This window comes from Ochrobactrum sp. BTU2 (genome assembly GCF_024539785.1).
Lineage (GTDB): Bacteria > Pseudomonadota > Alphaproteobacteria > Rhizobiales > Rhizobiaceae > Brucella > Brucella anthropi.
The window spans coordinates 64,528-88,640 of record NZ_JAHWRG010000001.1 but is presented as its reverse complement, the minus strand read 5'-3'; the positions used below and the strand labels follow the sequence as shown (position 1 = coordinate 88,640).

Genomic DNA, 24,113 nt, shown 5'->3' with positions numbered 1-24,113 from the left:
ACTGCATCCCGTTTGACGTCATTTGCGAAAATTGGACGCGACAGCCTCGATCATCTGGAGACCGGAATAATAGTCGATACGGAAAGAAGATGGTCCGAGAGGATAGACGTTATGATCGCGGACCGCAGGAAGGTTCGCCAATACTGGATCTTCCAGCAATGCCTGGACGTCATTTTGTGAGCCGCGCAAAAGAAAAATGCTCTTGCCTGTGATCGCTGCCGAAAGGTTCTCGTGGGAAATGAAATCGAAATCGGACCGGCGGGTGACATCCTTGGCTACCGTGTCGGGCAAGCCATCGACCTTGAAACCCAATGCTTGCAGAAGCTGTGACTGCGGGCTCGAAATTCTGCCGACCGAGTAACTGTTGCCAATATTGTAGCCGACGATTGTGACCGGTTCGCTGGGCGGCGTAATCGTTGCAGCCACTTCTGCAACCTTGGCGTCGAAACGAGCGATCGTCGCGCCGGTCCCATCTTCCAACCCCAACGCCGTGCCGAGCTCAGTAGCAATCTCCTGCCAGCTCTGGTTGGAATAATTGACGACCAGCGTTGGAATACCTTGCGCTTTCAATTCACTGTAATGTTGGACGACACTATCCGCTCCGGTCGCCGATGCGATCAGCAGATCTGGTTCAAACCCGATAATGGCTTCCATGTCGAATTCGAGATTGGGATATAGCACTTCAACGCCGCGCTCATCGGCGACTTCTGCCCATTGAAGGAAGAAGCCCTTGTTATCTGTCAGCGGGCTTGGGGTCGTGGCGGCCGTCGCAACCAGAGGAGCGCCCATGGCCAGCAGAATGCCGGTTATACTGGGCGTGGTCGATACGATGCGAACGGGTTTGGCTTTCAGTGTGATTTCGCCCGCTTCATGCTCTACGGTGCGTGGCCAGACCTGCTCGGCGGCCATAACTGTCCGATATGGAGAAAACAGTATGACCATGGTGGCGAGAAGCAAGAAAATCGGACGTGCGGCTTGCATGGCTATTCTCCACCGACGCAAATTGGAAATCTTCAGACGGAAAGCTTTCCGAACGAATGCGCTACCAGCCAGCGTTTCGAATAGGAAAACACTGCGCCGTTATCGAACGAGGAGCGAGCGGTCTGCTTCAGCTTCGAAAACTGGAGCTGATTACTCCATATTGCAGAATGCGTTCTACAATGCAATACGAACAGCCTCGTGATTTCTCAAGGGACCAGCCATGATGCAACGCCTGCATGCGGACGCCGTTACATTGCGCTACAACGATCAGATTGTCGTCGAGAACTTGTCAGTCATTATTCCCGATACGTCTTTCACCGTCATTGTCGGCCCCAATGCGTGCGGGAAGTCCACATTGCTGCGTGCCTTGTCACGATTGCTTGCACCGGCCAGTGGAAAAGTCGTGCTGGATGGCAGGAATATAAGCCAATTTCCGGCAAAGGAAGCTGCGCGCAGGCTCGGTCTTCTTCCGCAAACCTCGGTTGCTCCCGATGGCATCACCGTTGCCGATCTGGTGTCACGCGGTCGTTATCCGCATCAGTCCTTTCTGCGACAATGGTCGGTGAAAGACGAAGAAGCGGTAGCACTCGCCATGGAAGCCACCCGCATTTCCGACCTCGCCAACCGTTCAGTCGACGAACTTTCCGGCGGACAGCGTCAGCGCGTCTGGATTGCGCTTGTGCTGGCCCAGGAAACACCGATCCTTCTGCTCGATGAACCGACAACCTATCTCGATATCGCGCATCAGATCGAACTTCTGGAATTGCTGGCGGAACTTAACCGCGAGGGCCGGACTGTCGTTGCCGTACTACACGATCTCAATCATGCCTGCCGATATGCTTCGCATTTGGTGGCCATGCGAAACGGGGCGATCATGGCGGAAGGCACTCCATCCGAGATCGTTACAGAAAAGCTGATGGAAGATGTGTTCGGCCTTGCATCGGTAATCATTACCGATCCGGTTTCGGGAACGCCGCTCGTCGTCCCCCGAGGAACGACCCCGCAATCTCCGTGACATTTCAATCGCTGGCGTCGCCCCCCTCCCCGTCTACGATCCTTCCGCCAGTTGCCTGATTGACCAGTGACGCTTCATGAAAGAGCGCTCTCCGCTCGTCCTCGCTTCGCAATTGTCCAAGATCAGCCACCGTCGTCATGACGCAGACGATTTCCCGCTGCGCGTCGAAGACCGGGGCGGCCTGCCCTGTCACATTTGAAAGAAGATGGCTGGTCATTTCTGACCATCGTTCGTTGCGCACCTGTTCCAGCAGTGACTTTGCCGGCGGGCTGCCCCGAAAGTGAGCTGGCTGTACCTTACGCGCCGCATCGACCGTAGCTTTGGGTAGAAAAGCCTGAAAAACCAGACCACAAGCCGTATTATCGATGGGCAATGTGTCTCCCAGCGCCAGCGGATTGACCGAGAAATACGCACTTCGATACCAGCGCACGAGCGTCGGACCACGATCTGTCCAGATAGCAACACCACCGCTGACGGCATGTCGTTGCGAAAGGGCCTTCATGTGTTGCGCCGCAATCTCCACAGCGTCCACACGTTTCAAAGCGCCTATGCCGATGCTCAGCGCAGTCGGCCCCAGATCGTAAAGACCGCTTGCAGCGTCCTGTTTTGCAAGGCCTTCCTTGACCAGGCTCTGCAGATAACGATGCGCTGTCGATCCGCCCGTCTTTGCCCGCCGGGCGACTTCGCCCAACGCAAGCTCGGTTTCAGCATTGGCCAGAATCCGGAGAAAGCGCGCGGCAATGGAAACCGACTGTATTGTACCCGAGCGTTTTTCACTCGTGGTGTCGCTCTCATCGGACAGGTCGTTCTCGTTCAAATGCTTTGCCTCCTCCTCGGTAATAGCAAATCGATGTTTAGCGACAAGCCGTTGGAAAGTCATGTCCTCTGCGTTGCGAATGCGATGGGCGGACCTCGAGGGTTTTGACCGGATTGAATTGCCCCTCCCTCACTGTTGCGGGCATGCAACACATATCGGAGGCTTGATATTATACTGTATTGCGGTATGCATTCCTTATTGCGGAATGATGCCCTTATGCTTTAACAGAACATGACTAATATACTCATGTTTGGGGCGACTTATGAATATCCGTTTGAATCGTGGCTTGATGTCCAGCGCCAGTGCACTCACGCTGGCGGTGTTTGTGGTAACGCCTGCGCTTGCCCAGGAGGCTGCGAAAGCCAGCTCCGACGCGATCGTGCTTGATACTGTGGTCGTGACGGGGGAAAAAGTCGCGCGCGACATCAAGAACACGGCGTCATCGGTCACCGTCATTTCGGCCAAGGAGATCGACAAGGAAAAGACAGGCGATTCATCCGTGGCTGAAGTGATCGCGAACGTCCCAAACGTGATCTATACTGATAATGTCGGCGCTCCCATCATTCGCGGGCAGGATACGCAGGGCCCAAACACAGGGCAGAACGTGTTCTGGGGCGGCACCGTGCCGCGCGCCACGATCAATCTCGATGGGCATTATCTGAATTATAACGAATACTATTTCGGCGCGACTTCGGTGTGGGATCTCGACAGCATCGAAGTGTTCCGTGGCCCGCAGACGACATCTCAGGGTGCCAATGCAATTGCAGGTGCGATCATCGTGAACACCAAGGACCCGGTATTCACGCGCGAAGGTGCTTATCAGGTCGAGATCGGCAATTACAACACCAAGCGCACCTCAATCATGCTGAACAGTCCCATCTACAAGGATGAGCTGGCAGCGCGCCTTGCAATCGACTATTCGGGCCGTGATACCTTCATCGACTATGTCAGCCCCAACTTCATTTCCGAGAAGACAAATCAGGATTTCGAGGCCCTGAATGCGCGGCTGAAACTGCTATGGGAACCGGCAGAGATTCCCGGCCTTACGGCAAAGCTGACCTATTCCCACAATCGATCCAACCGTCCAAGCCAGGAAGCAGCGTCCGCACCATTCGACGAGCTCGAACATCTAACCACGACCATGCCAAGCTGGAAGCAGGATACCAATACAGGCATCCTTGATGTTGGCTATGATTTTGGCAATGGCGTGAAATTCTACAACCAAGCACAATATTCGGCGTCGTCGGTGCATCGACATACCGGAATTGCGAATAACGGCAAGGCCGATATCAATCAGAAGAACATTTCCAATGAGTCTCGTATCACGTTTGGCGAGCAGGAAGACGTCATCAGCGGTGTCGCCGGTATTTTCTACGCCAATACCAAGTCGGACGAGTTCATGCTGCTTCAAGGCACGACGACATTTGACGATACGAAAGACAATCTGGGGCTTTTTGCCGAAGTAAGCTACCGGCTCGACGACCAGTGGACGTTGACCGGTGGGCTTCGTTACCAGCAGGATCGTGTACAGCGCATCGGAAAATCGGCGCTAGCGCCAACGCCACTCGATTACGACGAAACATTCTCCGCGCTCTTGCCAAAAGTATCGCTGGCATATGCTGTCACACCCGATCTGACGATCGGAGCACTGGTCAGCAAGGGTTACAATCCCGGCGGGGTTTCCCTCAATCTCAATTCAAGGCAGTGGAAGCCTTTTGAGGATGAGACGCTGTGGAACTACGAGTTGTTCACGCGCGCCAATCTGCTCGATGACAAGCTGACACTGACAGGCAATCTGTTCTACATGGACTTCAAGAATGCCCAGTACAACATTCCTGTCGTCGTCTCTCCCGGTGTGGCGCAATCCTATACGATCAATGCCGAAAAGGCTCATGCCTATGGTCTTGAAATGGGGCTCGACTATCAGCTTTTGTCTAATCTGACGATCAAGACAAGTGCTGGCATTCTCCGCACCGAAATCGACGAAATTTCGAGCAATGTGAGCTATGAGGGCAACGAGTTCGCCAAGTCTCCCGGTTATATGTTCAGCATCGGTGCAAGCTGGGATGCAACGGAAAAGCTCAATATCTCCGGACAGGTTCGCCACACTGACGGCTACTATTCCGACCTTGCCAATACACCGACCTATGTCGTGGACGCCTATACGATTGCCGATGCGCGTGTGAGCTATGATTTCCATGAATCACTGCAGCTTTACGGCTATGTGAAGAATATTTTCGACGAGCGTACCCCGACCTATCTGCAGCAGAACCGCGGCATTGGTGGCATCGAGGCAAGCATGACCATGCCGCGCACATTCGGCGTCGGCATCAAGGGCACGTTCTAAGTATTTAGTAAACCCGCCAATCCAGCCGGTCACATCCGTGGCCGGCACAGCCTTTTTATACATTAACGGGAGCCCGAAATGGGTGAGCAACGGAAACTTCACATTGGTATGTCGCTGGCACCGACCTGGCTGAGTGGCGACGGGTGGCGGCATCCGGACAGCAACATCGAGGGGACACTCGGATCAGATTTCTATATCGATATCGCCCGGCGAGCCGAGGCGGCGAAGCTTGATTTCGTATTCCGTCCCGATAGCCTTTTCATGAACCATCAGATCATGGAAACCACTCCGGGCTTCGGCAGCATGGATGCGACGCTCGTCATGGCAACGCTGGCGCGGGAGACTTCGCATATCGGTCTTCTGACCACGATATCGACAACTTTCATGCCGCCTTATGTCGTTGCCCGTCAGGTCCAGTCCCTGCACTGGCTCAGCAATGGCCGGGCCGGGTGGAATATTGTCACGGCACTCGATGGCAACGAGAATTTCGGTTTGACGGAAATGCCTTCATCCGACGAACGCTATGCAAAGGCAGCCGAATTTACCAGCGTCGTGCGTGATTTATGGAAGAGTTTTCCCGGATCGGCCTTGAAACGTGATCGTGAAAGCGGCCGCTTTGCAGATACGGCAGCCATAAATCCGATAGATCACGACGGTACCTATTACCGGGTTAAAGGTCCGCTCAATGTCCCTTCTGTTCAGGATGCTCCCATCCCGCTTATTCAGGCTGGCGCGTCACCGGCAGGGCGCGACTTCGCGGCATCCGTTGCCGACGCCGTCTTTTCCGCGACCCCGGATATGGAAGCGGCAATCGATCTTCGCCGCAATCTTCGTGACCGTGCGCAATTCCATGGCCGAAAGTCGGACGACGTTCGCCTGCTTCCCGGTCTCAGCCTCTATCTGGCATCAACGCGGAAAGAAGCGGAAGAACTTTTCGCCTACACGCATGCGCGAGGTGATCGCGCTCGCAAAATCGCATTCATCCGTGAGATGACCGGTCTCGACCTATCCGAATGGCCCGCAAATCGTCTCATTCGACCAGCCGACCTGCCACCCCCACCCGAAAAGGTCCGAAGCAAAACCCATGCGGGATTGCTTCGGCGTTTGCTGCAACGTGAGGAGCTTTCGCTTGATGAGCTCTTGCGCAGACCCGAGGTCATCAGCGCCGCACATTGGCAGGTGATCGGGACGGTTGAGGATGCAGCCAAAGAGATTCGCAAATGGTTTGAGGCAGGCGCAATCGACGGCTTCATAACCGCACCCGGTGGCTCAACCGGCTCCATGAGGCTCGCCCTTGACGAACTTATGCCGAGGCTCAGCGCAGAAGGGTTACTGCGTTCAGAATATTCAGGAAATACCTTCTTCGGACATCTCACGGAGTAAGGTGATTTTGGTACAAAAGGTGGATGGACTTTTAGAGGACAACTTCCAGCCGAGTTGTTACCGGTCTTTCAGACATTCAGCACCGCAGACTGAAGTCAGTCAAGATTATCGCCCCACTCGCTAACCATTATATCCCTGCTCTTGAACGAAATATGAACCGCCAACTGATCATCAATTTTGTGAATGGCCGGAATGGGGCCAGGAATGGACTATCAGCTTGTGGCTTCCAAGATGGCGATAGCGGACGTTCTGCCCTATTAAGAGCGACATGCGGTTTTTTGGGGCACCGGAGGGAGAAAACGGGCACACCAGCGCGAGCTTAGATTAGAAACGAAAACAACGTCTTATGAGATTCCAAGCATATTTTCGAGCTTTCTTCTGGGTACTAAGCGATCCGATTAATGTCAATATTTCGCCTGAGGAGCGACAACCTTCTTAGTGTTTAGTTGCCGGCTCTTGGTTGAGGGAGAACAGGCCGGCAAGCACGTCCTCTTCCGGCAAGTCGACCGCCAAACCGTATGCTGCAGCTACAACCTCATCCAGAGCCTCGTGTTCAAGGCCCCACCAAGTAGGATGTTCGTTACATAGGTTTGTCAGCGTCCGCTTTTTCAATATTTTCTGCTTCTTCGTCAACAGGAACGATCCGGCCTGGAAATCCAGGCACAACTTCTTGGGTTCAGCCCGCTTTCTCGTAGCTCGTTTAGCTGTTTTTCGACGTCTGCAATTTTGACGGCCCTGGAATCAATTGTCTCGGATGACGTACGAATACATACCTGTATTGACTGGTATGGTAGTATGGTATATCCGAAATTCGAGGAGTCAAAATCATGCGAAGCCCATTGTTGCAACCGAAACACGTCAGTGTGGTCGATCAGCTTTACGCAACGCTGCGGGCTGCCATCATTGATAATGCATTGTCGCCAGGCATCCGGATTTCCGAGGCCGATGTGGCTCAGCAATATGGGGTTAGCCGTCAGCCTGTGCGTGAAGCCTTCATCAAGCTTGCCAACGAAGGGCTGCTGGAGGTTCGGCCTCAGCGAGGCACCTTCGTCGCGAAAATTTCACTTCAGGCCGTAATGGATGCGCGCTTCGTGCGCGAAGCGGTTGAAGCGGACATCGTTAAGCTTCTGGCCCAATCTCCTGATCAGACGTTGGTTACCGAGTTGCGAGCCCAGCTCGTTTGTCAGGAAAAGCTCGTTGGCGGGTCTGCACGGGATTTCATGGAGGCGGATGAAATATTTCACCGCACTCTGGCCGAGGGAGCTGACAAGGGAAAAGCCTGGCGCGTCGTCGTCGAGATGAAGGCTCAGATGGACCGGGTACGGTTTCTTTCCAGCATGCATTTCCCGGTTGATCGCCTCATTGCACAACATCGCGCAGTGGTGGAAGCAATTGCGGGCGGCGATGCCCTGCAGGCCGAACAGTCGATGCGAGGACATCTGCGAGGAATTCTGAGCGATTTGCCTGTCATCGAACAGGAGCGGCCCGAATATTTTCTGTAGGGCACACAGCAACAGCAAAGACATTATCCAGAGGAGGAAACAATGAAATTTCGGATTCTTACGCGTCTGGCAGCAACCTGTGCTGTTCTCGCTATCATGGGAGGAACATCGCTGGCGCAGGAGGTAACACTCAAGCTCGGCCATCTGGCCAATGAAGAGAATATCTGGCACAAAGCGGCACTGAAATTCGCGGAAGAGGTCAAATCTCGTACCGAAGGGCGCGTTGCCGTCGAAGTCTATCCGAATGAATCGCTCGGTAAGGAAATCGACGTCATCAACGGCATGCAGCTTGGCACGGCCGATATGACCATCACCGGTGAAAGCCTGCAGAACTGGGCGCCAAAAGCAGCCCTGCTTGCTCTGCCATATGCATACAAATCGCTTGAACATATGGACAAGATTGCCTCCGGCGAGATCGGAAAGCAGATCGAGGCAGAGATCGTCGAAAAGGCGGGTATTCGCCCGCTGACCTATTTTGCACGCGGCCCGCGCAATCTTTCAGCCAATCGCGAGATAACAAAGCCGGAAGAGCTGAAAGGCTTCAAGGTTCGCGTGCCGAATGTGCCGATCTTTGTCGCCGCATGGCAATCGCTTGGTGCGAACCCAACCCCGATGGCCTTCTCGGAGGTTTTCACCTCACTCCAGAACGGCACTATCGAAGGTCAGGAAAACCCGCTCGCGCTTTTCAAGTCTGGCGGCTTCTATGAAGTCCAGAAAGTCGTCAACAAGACGGAACACGTTCGCTCGTGGATCTATCTGGCCATATCGGAACGAAGCTGGGGCAAGCTTTCGGAGATCGATCAGGCTGCATTGCAGGAAGCCGCCAAGGCCACGCAGGCTTACGAACGCGAATTGTTCATCGCTGACGAAAAGGCACTCGTCACCGATCTCGAAGGCCGGGGCGTGAAGTTTGTCGACGTGGATCAGGCTGCCTTTGCCGACAAGGCGCGCGACGCTGTCATCAACTCTGTTCCGCAGGAAATCCGTCCCCTGGTCGAACAGGTTTTCAACGACTGAGATAATGGGGCTGCCGGACCCAATCCGGCAGCTGCCACGTCGAGGATACCATGACAAAACTATTCAAAGGATTGGAAGGCATCTGTCGCCTTCTGATACTGGCAGCATTTCTCTTATTGATGGGGGCGGTGCTATTGCAGGTCTATGCGCGCACGTTTTTGAGCAGCGCCCCAGTCTGGACCGAGGAACTGACCAGGTTCTGCCTGCTCTATATTGGTGCGCTCGGCGCGGGCCTCGCGCTGCGTAGTGGCGATATGGTCAATGTCGACCTTCTTTGCGAAAGCCTTCCCGGACGTATGCCGTGGCTTTTGCGACTGGTCAGCGCCGCATTGACGGTGGCTTTTGCGGCTATTCTTCTGCCCGCTGCGTGGGATTACACCATGATCGGCAGCCGTCAGACCGCCCCGTCGCTTGGCTGGCGCATGGATTTCATCCACGCAACACAGTTCATTCTTCTCGTCGCTCTGGGTCTCTGGGCACTGATGCGCATCATTGAAATGCTCTCGGGCCGTCATGATGGGCGCCCTATCCCCAATTCGGAGGAAAATTGATGGGCCTGACCCTTCTTCTTGGCTCGTTCGTGCTGGGCCTTGCCATCGGCTTGCCCGTAGCTGTGACATTGGGCCTTTCCTCGATGGCCTATCTTCTGTTCGCGGACATCCCCTTGGTTGTCATCCCGCAGAAAATGTATGCCGGGATGGACAGCTTTGTTCTGCTCTGCATTCCAGGGTTCATTCTGGCTGGTAACCTTATGAATTCCGGCGGCATTACCGAACGGATTATTCGCTTTGCAAATGCCCTTGTGGGCTGGATGCGCGGCGGGCTGGCACAGGCCAATATCGCAGCCTCGATGCTTTTCGGCGGTATTTCAGGAACCGCAGTCGCAGATGTAGCTTCCGTTGGCGGCATGATGATCCCCGGCATGAAGAAGGTTGGTTATCCGGCCGATTTCTCCGCTGCAGTCACAGCCGCCTCATCGACTGTCGGCCCGATGATCCCGCCAAGCGTGCCGATGATTATCGTCGGATCGCTCTCCGGCCTTTCGGTCGGCAAGTTATTTCTAGCCGGTGCGGTACCCGGCCTTCTGATGGGTTTTGCCATGATGGTGACGACCTATTTCATCGCCAAGAAGAAAAACTTCCCTCGCGAGGACTGGAAGGGCGCCCGAGAGTTGCTGTCGTCATTCACCGGAGCGATCTGGGCTATTGCAATGACCGCACTGATCGTGGGTGGCCTGCTGATCGGCATCACGACACCGACCGAAACGGCAGTGGTTGCATGCCTTTATGCAGCGGTGGTGGGGCTGTTCGTCTATAGAGAACTGCCAGTAAGCCGGATTCCGAAAATCATCATCGATAGTGCAATCAGTTCGGCAGGCATTCTCGTACTGGTGGGCACAGCCAATGTGTTCGGCTGGATTCTCGTCGCCGAACGTATTCCGCAGACATTGGCCAATGCGGTTCTCTCCATCACCGATAACAAGTTTCTCGTTATCCTGCTGATCAACATTCTGCTTCTTTTCGTCGGCATGTTCATGGAAACGATTGCAGCCCTGATCATTCTATTCGTACCATTGCAGGCTCTAGCCTTGGCAGTCGGTATCGACCCCATTCATTTTGCGTGTTTTGCGGTCCTGAACCTTATGATCGGCCTGACTACACCACCGGTCGGCGTTTGCCTGTTTGTCGCATCCAATATTGCGCGTCTCCCACTCTCGCCGGTGATCAGGGCGATCATTCCCTATATCATCACCAATCTGATTGTCCTTTTGATGGTCAGCTACATGCCGCCTCTGGCGACCTGGCTGCCCAACACGCTGATGCCGTGAGGTGGAAATGACTGAGTTGTCGAACACGCGCGTGATCTGCCTTCACGCGCAGGACGATCTGAGGATCGAAAGTCGGCCTGTCGGAACACCAGGGCCAGGAGAAGTGCTGGTCGCGGTCGAAGCAGGCGGGATTTGTGGATCGGATCTGCATTACTGGTTGGAAGGCGGCATTGGTACTATCCGTGTCCGGGAACCGATCATCCTAGGTCACGAGGCCTCGGGACGCATCAAGGCTCTCGGCGAGGGAGTGACGGGGCTGGTGCCGGGTCAGCTCGTTGCAATGAACCCTTCGCAGCCTTGCGGCACCTGCAGTTTCTGCCAGCAGGGTCTGACGCGCCATTGCAGTGCGATGCGCTTCAAGGGATCGGCAATGTATCTCCCGCACCAACAAGGCATGTTCCGCGACAGGATAGTGATTGCGGCGGACCAGTGTTTTCCTGTCCCGAACGGTATTGATCCGGGAGCCGCAGCCTGCTCTGAACCACTGGCAGTTTGCCTTCATGCCGCCAATCGTGGGGAAGCGATTGCAGACAGCTTGGTCGGTAAGGTCGTCATGGTGACGGGTGCAGGCCCGATCGGCGCCCTTTGCGTGGCGGTAGCGCGACAACGCGGCGCGTCGGAAATCATTGTGACTGATATTCAGGACGCCACTCTGGCTGTCGCCGCACGCATGGGCGCAGATCATACGGTCAATATTGCAACCGACCCGACAGGGCTCGCCCGCTGGCAGGAAGGCAAAGGCAAGGTCGATCTGGTATTTGAATGCTCTGCTGCAGCACCGGCCATCGGCGACGCAATTTCCTGCCTTCGACCGCTCGGCACCCTCGTACAGGTTGGCGTCGGCGGACCGACCGTCCTGCCTCTCAACGTCATGGTGGGTAAAGAAATCCAGTTTGTCGGCTCGCAGAGGTTCGATACAGAATTCGCCGAGGCCGTACGCCTTATCGGATCAAAAGCTATCGATCCTCGACCGATCATCACCGCAACCATTCCCCTGACGGAAGCCTTGTCTGCCTTTCAGGCGGCTACGGATCGTACGCGGTCCGTTAAGGTTCAGATTAGTTTCGCTGATGCGTCAGCCTAGTACTGAAAACAGAAAGACGAATAAATGAGACAGACCTGGCGCTGGTTTGGCCCCAAGGACCTCGTATCCATCGATGATATGCTACAAGCAGGTGTTGAAGGCGTTGTCACCGCCCTGCACCATGTGGCGACCGGATCCGTCTGGTCGCCCGCCGAAATCGAAAAACGGCAGGTCGAAATTGCCCGGATGAAGAACGGCGAACCTTCGGGACTGAAATGGGAAGTCGTGGAAAGCCTTCCGGTTTCAGAAGATATCAAACGCCAGACAGGTGACTGGAAAACTCATATCTCGAACTGGAAGACATCGATGCATAACCTGCGTGACGCAGGCATCGAGGTCATTTGCTACAATTTCATGCCCATCCTCGACTGGACACGCACCGACCTTGCCTATCGGCTGGCGAACGGGGCAACCTGCATGCGTTACGACGCCCTCGATTTCGCCGTCTTCGATCTGTTTCTGCTCGAACGCAAGGGCGCATCGGACAGTTACAAACCTGAACTCATCGAAGCTGCACGCAAGCGTTTTGCGGAGATGTCCGAGGAGCGACGGCTTGAGCTTTCCGGCAACGTCGTCTTCGGTCTGCCTGGCGCTGCCGAACGCATGTCGATGGACGATGTGAAGGTTCATCTCGCCCATTACGACAATATTTCGCCAGAGCGCCTGCGAAACCACCTGATCGACTTTCTGGCAGAGGTGAGTCCGCTTGCGGAAGAGCTTGGCGTACGTCTGTGCTGCCATCCAGACGATCCGCCCTTCCCCCTTCTCGGACTGCCGCGCATCATGTCCACCGAAGCTGATTATAAAGCGGTCATGGATGCAATAAACATTCCGGCGAACGGTATCACACTTTGCACTGGCTCGCTGGGCGCGCGCGCCGATAATGACCTGCCAGGCATGATGAAGCGCCTGGGTGACCGTGTGCATTTTCTGCATTTGCGCAATGTCGCACTTGAAGAAGCCCACCTTGGCGGATCGTTCCATGAGGCCGCTCATCTTGAAGGCCATACGGATATGGTGGCGATGATTGCTGCCATTTTGTCAGAGGAGAACCGCCGCAAGGCCGAAGGTCGTGCCGACTGGCGCATTCCTATGCGCCCTGATCACGGTCAGGATATTCTCGATGATCTGAACAGACGCGCTCAGCCGGGTTATCCATCCATTGGGCGCCTGAAAGGCCTGGCCGAATTGCGCGGAATCATGACCGCCCTGTCCCATCCAAATGTCAGGATAGACAAGTGACACGGCTTTCAGCACTGGTGAACGATGCCGTAGCAGCCAGCTGGCCCGCTTATACTCCCGAAAATCACGAGGTCGGTATTGTTCATCTCGGCCTCGGCAATTTTGCCCGCGCGCACTTGTTATCCTATACCGATACCGTGTTGGCACAGAAAGGTGGCAATTGGCGGGTGACGGGAGTGTCGCTGCGCGGAACCGCCGTTGCTGATAGTCTGAATCCACAAGACGGGCGCTATACCCTGATCACACGCGGTCCGGTCACAGAAGCACGTGTGATTGGCGCACTGAACCGGGTGCTATCCGGCCCGACGGTTGGCAATGATGCCCTGGATGCGATGACCTCGCCCGGATGTCGCATCGTCAGTTTAACCGTAACGGAAAAAGGATATGGCATCACCAGTGACGGTAGGCTGGATCGTGAGCATCCGGCAATCGTCGCTGACCTCGCTAATCCAGACGCGCCCACCAGCGTGATCGGGCTTATTGTGGCAGCGCTATCTCGCCGTATGACCGGTGGATTGCCACCCTTCACGGTGCTCAGTTGCGATAATCTCTCTCACAATGGTCAGAAGTTGCGGGACGCAGTATTGGCGTTCGCCGATCAAACGGGTGGAAGACTGCTTTCGCGCTGGATAGCAGAAAAAGTCGCCTTCCCGTCCACTATGGTGGATCGGATCACGCCGGCGTCAAATGCCCAGACCGTCAAGCTCGCCGTGGAGCTGACGGGGCGAGAAGATCACGCTGCCGTTGAAACCGAACCTTTCAGCCAATGGGTGATTGAGGACAAATTCTGTGCCGGACGACCGGAATGGGAATGTGCTGGCGCCCTCTTTGTCGACAATGTCGCCCCATATGAAAGCATGAAGCTGCGAATGCTGAACGGGGCACATTCTATGCTTGCCTATAGCGGGCAGCTCTCGGGTAAAAGCTTTGTCCGAGACGTGATGGCCGACCCGGATCATGCTGTACTCGTCCGTCGTCACCTTGCTGTCGCTGCGGCAACTGTAGAAGGACTGTCCATCGATCTCGACGCCTATGCTGCGGCTCTTGCCGAGCGGTTCGCCAACCCGGCTATCGCCCATTCCACCGCACAGATTGCAATGGATGGAACACAGAAGCTTCCCCAACGCATCACAACCCCGGCCCTGGAAGCTCTGGCATCGGGCAAACCGTACGGACCCTTCGTATTTGCTCTCGCTGCGTGGCTCGCCTATCTGGCTCGAAAGGAGGACGACGGCCACCCGGTTCCATTGAATGACCCCAAAGCGACCGAGCTTCAGACCGGCTTGAAAGACATCAAGACGCCCGAGGAAATAATCCGTGCGGTTGCGTCTGTGTGTCCCGATATCCTTCCCAGTAAGCTAACAAATGGCGTATTCGGTTCAGCGCTGCGTGATACGCTTCACACAATCCAGTCGGAAGGGATGCCAAAGGTCATCAAACAAAAAGCGGCAGAAGCTTCCTGAGCGTCGATACAAGCAGAAGACTTTGCTGTCATTGCTCTGAACACAAGAGCCTGAATCATAATGAACGTGACGATATCAGGCTCCGAGCGGCTAACCATGGCTTACTTTGTTTATAGTTCTCGGCGCATTTGGTAATTTTCCCTATCCTAAAATGAAATTCCGACAACGTTATTGCGATCTGATATAATAAGGAGTGCCTGACATTTTTCGGGCACATTTGTTGGTGAACAGCCGAGCTCTCTATCGCCACCATCCGGTGAAGCGTATGGGACGCCAACAAACAAAGGCTGGAGGCAACATGGTTCAATCAGCAGATGCCGTGCATAAAGCAGCGGCCGGACACATACCCGCATTTATAACACCCCCAGGTCAAGCCGATGTACTTTTGAACATCGTCATTATTTTTCTTATCTGCGTAGTATTCTTAACTGGTATTCTCTACCTGAGACTCCATGCTCTCCCCGAACACATCGCTCATCAGACGAACAAGATTCAGATTCAGCTTGTTGCTGTATTGGGCTTGATAGCGCTCTTCACCCACAATCAGCTCTTCTGGATTGCAGCTCTTTTGCTAGCAATGACGGATCTTCCAGACTTCCTGTCGCCGGTAACATCAATGGCAAGGTCTCTGCGTACCATTGCTCGGCGAGGACTTCACCTGACGATTCCGCCATCCGCCCCAACGACAGGCGATGATGTTTCGTCACAGACTGCATCACCGACGCCGCAAAATGTTGCCGCTTCGACAACCGCGCCCGACACCGGATTATCCCTCGATCAGAACAAAGAGGAGCAGAAATAATGTTCGAATTCCTGCTTTGTTCGATGATCACCATACTTCCAGATTATCTTTACCGTCGATTTGGCCAGGGAAAGCGAATTGGACACGAGATCACGATCTATTCCATGTGGTTTGAACTCAGATGGGGGATCACGGCGTGCCTCATCCTCACAATTTCCCTGATTACGATGATCTTCTATTACCATCCGTCTACATCTAACGTAACGGCTGCAATTCGAACCGTTACGATCCTTCCTGAAATAGGCGGACGTGTCGATGAGGTATATGTCTCGCGAAACCAGAAGGTAAAAGCCGGCGAGGCGCTCTTCAAGCTCGACGACAGCAAACAAAAAGCCGCGCTGGAAACAGCCCGGAAACGCATTGCAGAAATCGATGCGGAGATGGTTGTCGCCAAAAGCGATCTTGTCGCTGCCGACGCCCGTATCAAGCAAGGTGAGATAGCATTTGTTCAAGCACAGAACGATGTAAACACGCAGCTTGAACTGCAACGCCGCAACCCAAACATCGTCGCCCGCAAGGATATTGAACGTCTCCAGTCGATAGCCGATGGCAAAGGCAGCGAACTGGCAGCCGCAACCGCCAGCAAGCAGACGCTCGAAACCAAAATCACCTCATTACTTCCGGCGCAGAGGGCAAGCACCGAAGCTGCCGCCGCTCAGGCGGAAGTTGAACTTAATAAAACGATCGTGAAGGCGGGCGTTTCGGGAACCGTTCAACAGTTCACCCTGCGCGCAGGTGAAGTCGTCAATCCACTGCTCCGCCCTGCTGGCATACTGGTGCCAGAAACAGCAGGCCGAACGGCTCTTATCGCAGGATTCGGTCAGATTGAGGCACAAGTCATGAAGCCCGGCATGATTGCTGAAGCTACATGTATCGGAAAGCCGTTCACGATTATCCCTATGGTTGTAACCGAGGTGCAAGACGTTATCGCTGGCGGACAGGTACGCGCCAGCGATCAGTTGGTCGACATCCAGCAATTGGCGAAACCGGGAACAATCACAGTCACTCTGGAGCCTCTCTACGAAGGACAGCTTGCAGGCATACCCCCGGGTAGCAGTTGTGTGGCCAATGCCTACACGAGCAATCACGAGGAACTGCAATCCGGTGAAGCGGGTACGCTGCGGTCGATATTCCTGCATGCCGTCGACGCAACCGCGCTCGTTCATGCCATGATCCTGCGAATACAAGCCGTGATGATGCCAGTGCAGACCCTTGTGCTTTCTGGGCACTAATTCTCATCACATCGCCTATGAAACGGGGGGCCATCATGGCTCCCCGTTTTTCCCAGCTCACAGGCAGATCACGTCGCAGCAAAACGCTATTTCGCAGGTTCCTTGTGCAAAGCCGTCGCACATCAAGGTGAGCAGAACGAGTGAACTACAGGTAAAAGAGACCTAACTACACGACTTGATATGGATCGGTGTCTCCTCCGTCTTTCCAAGTTCAACACATTTTTGTTCCGAACAGAAAGTCCAGCCTCCAGTCGTCTTGCCGGAGGCAGCCAGAACAATTTCATGACGCGGAGGGATGGTTGGGTGATAGATATACCAACCGTCTTTAAGAACGGCATCGGCAGGTGGATCCATGCCTGCGCCAGAGCCTTTGATGCGAGCTTCTGACAATACCAAGCCCTGGGACGTAACATTCCAGAACTCCTGCCATGGCACTTTCTCAACGCTGTGCGTCCATGAAAGAACAAAGCTCGTGGCGGCGATTTTCAGTACGCCGCCAGCCGTCGCAATGCAGACCGCCATCAACCGGATGACGCGACGACGGAAGGTCGCGATCTCCAGAAATGCCATGCAAGGAAAGCTGCACAGGCAGCAAAACCGAGTTCATCGCTATAGGGATAGGTTGCGAGCATCAGCGCGATAGCGACGAAAGCCCATATGCGTTCCCACATGTTCAACGGCGTTCGAAGATGGCCGATAGCGGCTGCGCCCCATAGCAGAATACTGAGCAGTGCCTTGATGAACATATAGGCGAATGCAGGCCAGAACCCGAGCGTTTCCGAAAGAGGCCCTCCTTCCTGAAGCATGATGACCGGCTCGTACACCGCCATGAAAGGCACGGCAAAACCCGCAACCGCAATACGGATCGCCTGCATGCCGATCTTCATGCCGGACTCGCGCGCGATTGGCGCTGCCGCAAAAGCCGCAAGCGCAACAGGCGGCGTGAGATCAGCCATGATACCGAAATAGAAGACGAACATGTGCGATACCAGAAGCGGCACTTCCAGGTGAAGGAGTGCTGGGCCAGCGATCGAGGATGTGATGATGTAGTTTGGGATAGTCGGAATGCCCATACCGAGTACCAGACAGGCCAGCATGGTCAGCACCAGCGAGAAGAACAGTGAGTTTTCTCCAACGCTGACAATCACACGAGCGAAAGTAGACCCGGCTCCGGTAAGCGCCAGAATGCCAATGATGATGCCAACCAGCGCGCAGGCAACGCCCACGGGCAGCGCATTCTTGGCACCTTCCCCGAGGCTTTGAAGACACAGACTGAGCGTTTCCCGACCACCGCGCACCAGAAAATTTATCATGACCAGCAGCACAACGAGGGCGATGATCAGCGTAATACCGCGCAGGGCATAGCCGAAAATGTTGAAGGTCGTGCCGAAGGCTGCTGCTGACATGACGCCGAGCGCGACCCAGAACAGCACACGCAAAGGCATCGACATCGAGCCGGAAACCGGCACGCCGAGAATGATGAGCGCGGTCAGACTGAGGCCGACAGTGCCTGCAAAAAGTGGCGTATAGCCGGAGAAAAGGAGCCACACCAATGCGACGAGCGGCAGAACCAGAAACCAGCGTTTTCTGATTGCTTCGAGAGCGCTTGGCATTTCGCTTTTATTGAGGCCTTTCATCTTGAGGCGACGCGCCTCAAGGTCAACCATCACGAAGACAGTTATGAAGTAGAGAATAGCAGGTACGATTGCCGCTTTGACGATCTCAACATAAGGCAGACCCAGCGTTTCAGCCATGATGAAAGCAACCGCCCCCATGACCGGGGGCATGATCTGGCCACCCATCGACGCAACGGCTTCGACACCACCCGCGAATGCCGGGCGGAAACCGGAGCGCTTCATGAGCGGAATGGTGAAAGCGCCTGTGGTCACAACATTGGCGACACCGGAACCGTTGATCGTTCCCATCAAGGCTGACGAAATCACCGAAACTTTTGCAGGGCCGCCACGCGACGCGCCAACCGTTCCCATGGCAATGTCATTGAAGAGTTGGATCATGCCCGCGCGTTCGAGAAATGCGCCGAACAGAATGAAAAGGAAAATATAGCTCGATGAGACATAGATCGGCGTGCCGTAAATTCCTTCTGTTCCCAGAAAGAGAACTTCGACCACCTGCTCGAAATCATATCCGCGATGGTTGAACGGGTGCGGGAGATATTGTCCGAACAAGCCGTAAGCCAGAAAGATCGCGCAGATGAGAGGTAAGGTCCAACCCATCATCTTTTTTCCCGCCCAGAAGACGAGAGCGACCACGAGAATGCCGATTATGATATCCGGCGTGTTGGGTTCGCCAGCCCGGATCACCAGGTCTTCGTAGAAAACCCAATGATAAAGACTGAGCACGAAAGCAACGATGGCCGCCAGCCAGAAGGCCGCTCGCTTTGCAGCGACTGTGCTCGCATTGGCGTAAAGGCCGAAGAGAAGCAGAAGCAGAAATCCGACATGGACGGAGCGGACCACCTGACTTGGCAGTGGTGAATAAGCGGAAGTCCAAAGCTGGAAAACCGAAAAAGCCACGGCGATGGCAAACAGGACTTTTGCGCCTGTGCCTGTGCCCCAGGCGGGAATATGCTCGGCCGATTCTACGGCGCTGTTCTCGCTCTGCGTCATGAACGAACCTTCATCAGATTGTGCATTTAAAATGAACAGTTAAGGGAGCGATCCGATTAACAAGGATCGGACACCGTCTGTCAGAAAAAGGAAGGAACCCGGGATTGTCACCCGGGTACCAACCGCCGCGCAGGATTGCTGCCAGCCTATTCGATGCCTTTTTCCTTGTAGTAACGCAGAGCACCGGAATGAACCGGAACAGGTGACACGATGGTGCTTTTATCGAGCTTGATTGCCTTTGCGGAAGAATGGGCGGCAGTTAGCTGGTCGAGATTTTCGAATAGCCCCTTGGTCATCTGGTAAACCAGTTCTTCATCCATATCGGGGCGAACGATCAGATAGTTGATCACGGAAGCTGTCACGACATCCTTGTCCTGCCCGCTATAGGTATTCGCCGGGATCGTGTTGACCTGATACGGCGCGCCGATTTTCTCGATAACGTCTGCCGGAACCTCAACCACATTGATGTCCACGGAATTGGCAAGATCGCGCAGCGAGGCGACGCCAAGTCCGGAAGATTGCAAGGTTGCATCCAATTGGCGGTTCTTCATCAGCTCGACGGATTCCGCGAAGGGCAGATATTCGATCTTGCCGAGATCATCATAGGAAAGTCCGGCAGCCCCCAGAATGGTGCGCGCATTGAGTTCGGTTCCCGATTTCGGTGCACCGACGGACAAACGCTTTCCTTTGAGATCAGCCAATGTCTTGATGCCGGATTCCTTGGAGGCGACGATCTGCACATAATTCGGATAGATTGCCGCAAGCGTGCTCAGATTGGTGAGCTTCTTTTTAAAACCGGCTGCTTCATTGCCTTCATAGGCATCGCGCAGGGAATCGCCCAGCGTGAACGCCACTTCACCCCGGCCGCTGTTGATGAGATTGATATTCTCAATGGATGCTTTCGTCGCCTGAACCGAGGGACGCACATCAGGAATGCTCGAATAGATTTTTTCCATAGCGACGCCGAGCGGGTAGTAGACGCCACTGGTGCCACCGGTCAGAATATTTACAAACTCCTCGGCTTTCGCTTGAGCAGCACCGAACACAAGCCCCAATGCGGTAGCCAGAGAAACAGTCGTTTTCCGATTAAAGATTTGCATATTTCCTCCTCACTCCAATAGATTTTGCCATGGTGCAGACACCACGACTAAGCGGGAAGTTTTTGCAGATTACTTCCCCCACTGCATTTCATAAGGTCCTCCCACGGAACTGCGAAGACGCTAACGCATTCTGGGGAGAATCCAAAATGTTTTTGACCGTTATTGCCCAGTGAGTTTAATTCACCATGTTTGCTTTGAAGACGACGAGGTTCTGCCACCGTTATGCAGAGCGCACGGCAAAGCCGTGTTTCAACCAAGATCAAAGCCCACTCGTCCGGGGCTAGCAGTTAACTCGCCAGTGAGAGGTCTGTTACTGGTTCAAACCAGGATAGAAGCTGTCCGCTTTCAGGTCTTACCATTTGAGTAAAACGCGCCCGCCAATCATGCCCAAAAAACCCATGATTGCGATGCCGAGCGTATACCAGATTGCAATAAACGGCATTCCGGATTCCGGACAGTGTAGTGAATAGATAAGAACTCCTACGGCGCCAGCAACGATACCGGCGACAAGACCGGTCAGAGCAGGATCGGCCGGAGCAAGCCGCCGCATGGCAGTAAGCAGAAACCCGAGCATGGGAAGAGCGATGAGAACAATCAACCATGGACAGACCAACGCCGTCCGCCCCCATATCAACACCTCTGCTTGTCCGGGCTCGGCGTTCAGCAGCTGGATTGATGCAGCGCCTGCAAGACAAGCCAGAAGTATGGCCAGCGGCAACCAGTGCAATCCCGTGCGAACGGGCCGCGACAAGGTGAATAATGCGGGGATCAGTATCAATAAAAGCAGGACTGCGTAGCCGAATTTCATCCAATAGGCTGTCGTCGTCATCGCCAACAACAAATCGTGACGCACGCCAAGGAAAACCAGCATAATCGCAAGCCCGCCTACAATGCCTCCCGTCGCATAGCGCAAGAAAAGCTGGCGCATTGCGTGAGGGCCAACCGGTTTGACATCTGCTGTCAGCTTGTCGATCAGATCATCGGTCATGCCCTTTGCCTCCAAATCTTTGCGCTATTGTTGCAAGACCGCGGTGGATGGCGACTTTGACCGCGCTCTGGCTCAAGCCGGTGTCACGTGCGGCTTCATCTATGGATTGTCCCTCGATTTTTACTTTGCGGATCAAACCTGCCGTGCGTTCGGAAACACCGCTCAACATCCGGTCCACATCCATGCGCGCATCGGCGGCTTCAGCATCATCGGACACGGGAACATCCTCTTCCAGAGGTGTAGCAGTCTCACGCCCGTGACGGCGTAGATGATCGACAAGCTTGTGATGTGCAATTCCATTCACCCAGGGTAGAAACGCCATGCCCCGATCATAGGTTATGCGTCGGGTATGGATCGCCAGCAAAGTCTCCTGAATAAGGTCCTCCGCTTGCGATTTATCGCCGAAAAGACGCCGCAGAAAATAAGGTTTCAGTCGGCGCGACAGATCCTCAAGCAAGGTCCGATAGGCTGCCTTGTCTCCGTCGAGCGCCAATATCATCAGTTTTTTCAACCTCTCTTCGTTCGAATAGGTCAGGTTACAACTCCCAATCACCGGCATATTCGTGAAAGAAGCGGAAAAGGTTACATCTTCCAATGAGGTGATCACATCGCCGTGATCGGTGTAACCATTTGCCTCTGCCTGTCGAAACTCCTCCCGTTACGCGCCGCTGGCGCCCAGATGAACAGGAGTATCGTCATGACCATCAAACAGAACATCATCGTCCTTCCGGCGCTCGCCCTGCTTGCCGCTATATCTTTCACGCCGGTTTCTTTCGCGCAAGACGCGATGAAAACCGACACCATGAAGTCTGACACTATGAAGAAGGATTCCATGGGCAAGCATGACGCCATGAAAGGTGACGCCATGCATAGCGATACAAAAAAGAAAATGAAGAAACATGACGACAAAGCGATGAAGAGCGATGCCATGAAACAGGACGCAATGCAGTCCGACTCCATGAAGAAGCCACAGTAATTGTTCTGGCCCGCCAGTCTTCCCTCACGATTGGCGGGCAAATTACCGGAGCGCAACATCATGAAACAGCTCGTCTATCGCCAGCGTCTGCTGACGCGTCTCACACACTGGATTTGGGCTGCAAGCCTCTTCTTTCTGCTGCTGTCCGGGCTGCAGATATTCAATGCGCACCCCACACTCTATCTCGGCAACGAATCCGGTTTCGACTATGATAATGCCATTCTGGCAATTTATGCCGTCGAGGGCGAAAGCGGCCCTGAAGGTCGTGTCGATATCTTGGGCAAAAGCTTCCAGACAACCGGTTTTCTCGGCGTATCGGGAGCCACAGGCGCTCCCGACTATCAGGCATTTCCCCCAGCGTTGACCATTCCGTCCTATCGCGATCTGGCAACCGGACGTGTGGTTCACTTCTTCTTCGCCTGGGTTCTGGTGGGCACGCTCATGCTATGGTTGATCGGCAGTGTTCTGAACAGGCATCTGAAGAACGAGCTACTGCCATCTGCATTGGAAATAAAGAGCCTGCCCGGCGATTTTCTCAACCATCTAAAATTTCGTTTCCAGCATGGGAAAACATACAATCCTATGCAGAAACTGACCTATTGCATGGTATTTTTCGGCCTTTTCCCGATGGTTATAATTACGGGGCTGGCCATGTCTCCCGGCATGGATGCCGTACTGCCGCTGACGGAATGGCTCGGCGGACGCCAGACAGCCCGCACTCTTCATTTTGTAGCCGTTTTCCTGCTTTGCGCATTCGTCGTCATTCATATCGTGATGGTGCTTGCGGCAGGTCCGTTCAACGAAATGCGATCGATGATTTCCGGTTGGTATCGCGCCGATCTTCCGAAAAAAGACGAGGACAGGCACCCATGAGCAAGCTGAATCTTTCCAGACGACAGTTCCTAACTTTTTCCGGAGCCGCAGCCTCTTCCATTATGTTGAGCGGTTGTGATGCTTTCGATTTTGTCGGCAACAACGAAAGCGCTACGCGGCAAGTCCTCGAAAAGGCGAACGATCTGACCTACCTCATTCAACGGCAACTGCAGGGACATAATGCACTTGCAAGGGAGTATGGGGAAAGCGAGCTGCGTCAGGGTCAAAAACCGAATGGTGAAACCAATCCTGCGACGGAAGAATATGAAGCACTTCGCGCAGCCGATTTCTCAGACTATGTTTTGCAGGTAACAGGTCTCGTGGAAAAACCGACAAGTTTTTCGCTGGAGCAACTGCGCAACATGCCAGGGCGCACCCAGATCACCCGCCACGACTGCGTGGAAGGCTGGAGTACAATCGCCAAATGGACAGGCGTCCCCTTGAGCCAGATTCTCGATGTGACACGCCCCACGCCATCCGCGCGCTTTGTCGTCTTCCACTGCTTCGATAGGGTAGACGGCGCGAAAGGAGCAGCGTCATTTTACGGCAGCATAGATCTCATCGATGCCCGTCATCCGCAGACTATTTTGGCATATGGTCTCAATGATCGTGTCCTGCCGGTAGAAAACGGAGCTCCGCTTCGTCTGCGCGTAGAGAGACAACTCGGATACAAGATGAGCAAATACATCAAGTCGATTGAGCTTGTCTCAAGCTTTGCGGCCATTCAAGGTGGGAAAGGTGGTTACTGGGAGGACTATGGCTATGACTGGTATGGTGGAATATGAGCCTTTGAAATGCCCGGCTCCGGTGCTGGTTAAACGCAGATATTCCGAGTG

At 54.4% G+C, this 24,113-nt stretch carries 23 protein-coding genes; 15 read left to right on the top strand and 8 right to left on the bottom strand.

Going from position 1 to position 24,113, the window contains the following annotated elements; all coding sequences use genetic code 11:
• Positions 1-18: 18 nt before the first annotated feature.
• Entirely contained in the window at positions 19-981 is a 963-nt protein-coding gene (gene fepB / locus KWJ32_RS00455; protein WP_012093414.1) for a Fe2+-enterobactin ABC transporter substrate-binding protein, read from the bottom strand.
• 220 nt (positions 982-1,201) lie between these two features.
• Between fepB and KWJ32_RS00450 the strand changes: the two genes are divergently transcribed.
• Positions 1,202-1,996, top strand: a complete 795-nt coding sequence (locus KWJ32_RS00450; RefSeq protein ID WP_012093415.1) for an ABC transporter ATP-binding protein — start codon at positions 1,202-1,204, stop codon at positions 1,994-1,996.
• A gap of 4 nt (positions 1,997-2,000) precedes the next feature.
• Here the strand turns inward: KWJ32_RS00450 and KWJ32_RS00445 are convergent, their stop codons facing one another.
• A complete protein-coding gene (locus KWJ32_RS00445; RefSeq protein WP_049768440.1) occupies positions 2,001-2,813 on the bottom strand; it encodes an IclR family transcriptional regulator in 813 nt (270 codons plus the stop codon).
• Between the two features lie 262 nt (positions 2,814-3,075).
• Between KWJ32_RS00445 and KWJ32_RS00440 the strand changes: the two genes are divergently transcribed.
• Positions 3,076-5,160: a TonB-dependent receptor gene (locus tag KWJ32_RS00440; protein ID WP_012093417.1), complete on the top strand. Its 2,085-nt coding sequence runs from the start codon at positions 3,076-3,078 to the stop codon at positions 5,158-5,160.
• 78 nt (positions 5,161-5,238) lie between these two features.
• A complete protein-coding gene (locus KWJ32_RS00435) occupies positions 5,239-6,543 on the top strand; it encodes an NtaA/DmoA family FMN-dependent monooxygenase (protein ID WP_012093418.1) in 1,305 nt (434 codons plus the stop codon).
• A 435-nt stretch (positions 6,544-6,978) separates the two neighbouring features.
• Here KWJ32_RS00435 and KWJ32_RS00430 read toward each other — a convergent pair whose 3' ends face one another.
• Entirely contained in the window at positions 6,979-7,176 is a 198-nt protein-coding gene (locus tag KWJ32_RS00430; protein ID WP_125335686.1) for a hypothetical protein, read from the bottom strand.
• 194 nt (positions 7,177-7,370) lie between these two features.
• On the opposite strand from KWJ32_RS00430, the gene KWJ32_RS00425 reads away from it, so the two are divergent.
• From KWJ32_RS00425 to KWJ32_RS00385, 9 genes are all read left to right on the top strand, one after another.
• Positions 7,371-8,045, top strand: a complete 675-nt coding sequence (locus tag KWJ32_RS00425) for a GntR family transcriptional regulator (RefSeq protein ID WP_012093419.1) — start codon at positions 7,371-7,373, stop codon at positions 8,043-8,045.
• A gap of 42 nt (positions 8,046-8,087) precedes the next feature.
• Positions 8,088-9,062: a TRAP transporter substrate-binding protein gene (locus KWJ32_RS00420; RefSeq protein WP_012093420.1), complete on the top strand. Its 975-nt coding sequence runs from the start codon at positions 8,088-8,090 to the stop codon at positions 9,060-9,062.
• A 50-nt stretch (positions 9,063-9,112) separates the two neighbouring features.
• The gene (locus KWJ32_RS00415; protein ID WP_012093421.1) at positions 9,113-9,613 is read left to right on the top strand and encodes a TRAP transporter small permease; all 501 of its coding nucleotides are present in this window, start codon (positions 9,113-9,115) and stop codon (positions 9,611-9,613) included.
• Positions 9,613-10,890 carry a TRAP transporter large permease gene (locus KWJ32_RS00410; RefSeq protein WP_036577572.1) on the top strand — a complete coding sequence of 426 codons (1,278 nt, stop codon included), beginning with the start codon at positions 9,613-9,615 and terminating at the stop codon, positions 10,888-10,890. Before KWJ32_RS00415 ends, KWJ32_RS00410 begins: the two co-directional genes overlap by 1 nt.
• Positions 10,891-10,897: 7 nt before the next feature.
• Positions 10,898-11,974 carry an L-idonate 5-dehydrogenase gene (locus KWJ32_RS00405; RefSeq protein WP_036563512.1) on the top strand — a complete coding sequence of 359 codons (1,077 nt, stop codon included), beginning with the start codon at positions 10,898-10,900 and terminating at the stop codon, positions 11,972-11,974.
• Between the two features lie 24 nt (positions 11,975-11,998).
• A complete protein-coding gene (gene uxuA, locus KWJ32_RS00400) occupies positions 11,999-13,216 on the top strand; it encodes a mannonate dehydratase (RefSeq protein WP_010659275.1) in 1,218 nt (405 codons plus the stop codon).
• Entirely contained in the window at positions 13,213-14,679 is a 1,467-nt protein-coding gene (locus KWJ32_RS00395; RefSeq protein ID WP_010659276.1) for a mannitol dehydrogenase family protein, read from the top strand. Before uxuA ends, KWJ32_RS00395 begins: the two co-directional genes overlap by 4 nt.
• Before the next feature lie 298 nt (positions 14,680-14,977).
• A complete protein-coding gene (locus tag KWJ32_RS00390) occupies positions 14,978-15,481 on the top strand; it encodes a hypothetical protein (protein WP_036563570.1) in 504 nt (167 codons plus the stop codon).
• Positions 15,481-16,713, top strand: a complete 1,233-nt coding sequence (locus tag KWJ32_RS00385) for a biotin/lipoyl-binding protein (protein WP_151609373.1) — start codon at positions 15,481-15,483, stop codon at positions 16,711-16,713. The genes KWJ32_RS00390 and KWJ32_RS00385 overlap by 1 nt, the downstream gene beginning before the upstream one ends.
• Positions 16,714-16,875: 162 nt before the next feature.
• Here the strand turns inward: KWJ32_RS00385 and KWJ32_RS00380 are convergent, their stop codons facing one another.
• The 5 genes from KWJ32_RS00380 to KWJ32_RS00360 all read right to left on the bottom strand — a co-directional run bounded on the left by KWJ32_RS00380 (position 16,876) and on the right by KWJ32_RS00360 (position 21,927).
• Positions 16,876-17,283, bottom strand: a complete 408-nt coding sequence (locus KWJ32_RS00380; protein ID WP_010659279.1) for a DUF1850 domain-containing protein — start codon at positions 17,281-17,283, stop codon at positions 16,876-16,878.
• Positions 17,235-19,340 carry a TRAP transporter permease gene (locus KWJ32_RS00375; protein ID WP_010659280.1) on the bottom strand — a complete coding sequence of 702 codons (2,106 nt, stop codon included), beginning with the start codon at positions 19,338-19,340 and terminating at the stop codon, positions 17,235-17,237. The genes KWJ32_RS00380 and KWJ32_RS00375 overlap by 49 nt, the downstream gene beginning before the upstream one ends.
• 146 nt (positions 19,341-19,486) lie before the next feature.
• On the bottom strand, positions 19,487-20,440 hold the full coding sequence (locus KWJ32_RS00370) for a TAXI family TRAP transporter solute-binding subunit (RefSeq protein ID WP_151609371.1): 954 nt from the start codon (positions 20,438-20,440) through the stop codon (positions 19,487-19,489).
• 352 nt (positions 20,441-20,792) lie between these two features.
• Positions 20,793-21,428, bottom strand: coding sequence for an NrsF family protein (locus tag KWJ32_RS00365; protein ID WP_010659282.1), 636 nt, complete (start codon positions 21,426-21,428; stop codon positions 20,793-20,795).
• A complete protein-coding gene (locus KWJ32_RS00360) occupies positions 21,418-21,927 on the bottom strand; it encodes a sigma-70 family RNA polymerase sigma factor (RefSeq protein ID WP_029376017.1) in 510 nt (169 codons plus the stop codon). The genes KWJ32_RS00365 and KWJ32_RS00360 overlap by 11 nt, the downstream gene beginning before the upstream one ends.
• Positions 21,928-22,125: 198 nt before the next feature.
• On the opposite strand from KWJ32_RS00360, the gene KWJ32_RS00355 reads away from it, so the two are divergent.
• From KWJ32_RS00355 to KWJ32_RS00345, 3 genes are read left to right on the top strand one after another with little or no spacing between them, the layout of a single operon-like run.
• Complete coding sequence (locus KWJ32_RS00355; RefSeq protein WP_029926454.1) at positions 22,126-22,404, top strand: pentapeptide MXKDX repeat protein; 279 nt, start codon at positions 22,126-22,128, stop codon at positions 22,402-22,404.
• 60 nt (positions 22,405-22,464) lie between these two features.
• On the top strand, positions 22,465-23,277 hold the full coding sequence (locus tag KWJ32_RS00350; RefSeq protein WP_010659285.1) for a cytochrome b/b6 domain-containing protein: 813 nt from the start codon (positions 22,465-22,467) through the stop codon (positions 23,275-23,277).
• A complete protein-coding gene (locus tag KWJ32_RS00345; RefSeq protein ID WP_010659286.1) occupies positions 23,274-24,062 on the top strand; it encodes a molybdopterin-dependent oxidoreductase in 789 nt (262 codons plus the stop codon). Before KWJ32_RS00350 ends, KWJ32_RS00345 begins: the two co-directional genes overlap by 4 nt.
• The last annotated feature ends 51 nt before the right edge of the window (positions 24,063-24,113 follow it).

Excerpts from the sequence above, each read along its gene's own strand:
- KWJ32_RS00360 (WP_029376017.1), bottom strand. The coding sequence starts at position 21,927 with ATGATATTGGCGCTCGACGGAGACAAGGCAGCCTATCGGACCTTGCTT.
- KWJ32_RS00375 (WP_010659280.1), bottom strand. The coding sequence starts at position 19,340 with ATGACGCAGAGCGAGAACAGCGCCGTAGAATCGGCCGAGCATATTCCC.
- KWJ32_RS00425 (WP_012093419.1), top strand. The coding sequence starts at position 7,371 with ATGCGAAGCCCATTGTTGCAACCGAAACACGTCAGTGTGGTCGATCAG.
- KWJ32_RS00350 (WP_010659285.1), top strand. The coding sequence starts at position 22,465 with ATGAAACAGCTCGTCTATCGCCAGCGTCTGCTGACGCGTCTCACACAC.
- KWJ32_RS00420 (WP_012093420.1), top strand. The coding sequence starts at position 8,088 with ATGAAATTTCGGATTCTTACGCGTCTGGCAGCAACCTGTGCTGTTCTC.
- KWJ32_RS00405 (WP_036563512.1), top strand. The coding sequence starts at position 10,898 with ATGACTGAGTTGTCGAACACGCGCGTGATCTGCCTTCACGCGCAGGAC.
- KWJ32_RS00435 (WP_012093418.1), top strand. The coding sequence starts at position 5,239 with ATGGGTGAGCAACGGAAACTTCACATTGGTATGTCGCTGGCACCGACC.
- KWJ32_RS00365 (WP_010659282.1), bottom strand. The coding sequence starts at position 21,428 with ATGACCGATGATCTGATCGACAAGCTGACAGCAGATGTCAAACCGGTT.
- KWJ32_RS00345 (WP_010659286.1), top strand. The coding sequence starts at position 23,274 with ATGAGCAAGCTGAATCTTTCCAGACGACAGTTCCTAACTTTTTCCGGA.
- KWJ32_RS00415 (WP_012093421.1), top strand. The coding sequence starts at position 9,113 with ATGACAAAACTATTCAAAGGATTGGAAGGCATCTGTCGCCTTCTGATA.
- KWJ32_RS00450 (WP_012093415.1), top strand. The coding sequence starts at position 1,202 with ATGATGCAACGCCTGCATGCGGACGCCGTTACATTGCGCTACAACGAT.
- KWJ32_RS00390 (WP_036563570.1), top strand. The coding sequence starts at position 14,978 with ATGGTTCAATCAGCAGATGCCGTGCATAAAGCAGCGGCCGGACACATA.
- KWJ32_RS00410 (WP_036577572.1), top strand. The coding sequence starts at position 9,613 with ATGGGCCTGACCCTTCTTCTTGGCTCGTTCGTGCTGGGCCTTGCCATC.
- fepB (WP_012093414.1), bottom strand. The coding sequence starts at position 981 with ATGCAAGCCGCACGTCCGATTTTCTTGCTTCTCGCCACCATGGTCATA.
- KWJ32_RS00440 (WP_012093417.1), top strand. The coding sequence starts at position 3,076 with ATGAATATCCGTTTGAATCGTGGCTTGATGTCCAGCGCCAGTGCACTC.
- KWJ32_RS00370 (WP_151609371.1), bottom strand. The coding sequence starts at position 20,440 with ATGCAAATCTTTAATCGGAAAACGACTGTTTCTCTGGCTACCGCATTG.
- uxuA (WP_010659275.1), top strand. The coding sequence starts at position 11,999 with ATGAGACAGACCTGGCGCTGGTTTGGCCCCAAGGACCTCGTATCCATC.
- KWJ32_RS00355 (WP_029926454.1), top strand. The coding sequence starts at position 22,126 with ATGACCATCAAACAGAACATCATCGTCCTTCCGGCGCTCGCCCTGCTT.
- KWJ32_RS00380 (WP_010659279.1), bottom strand. The coding sequence starts at position 17,283 with ATGGCATTTCTGGAGATCGCGACCTTCCGTCGTCGCGTCATCCGGTTG.
- KWJ32_RS00385 (WP_151609373.1), top strand. The coding sequence starts at position 15,481 with ATGTTCGAATTCCTGCTTTGTTCGATGATCACCATACTTCCAGATTAT.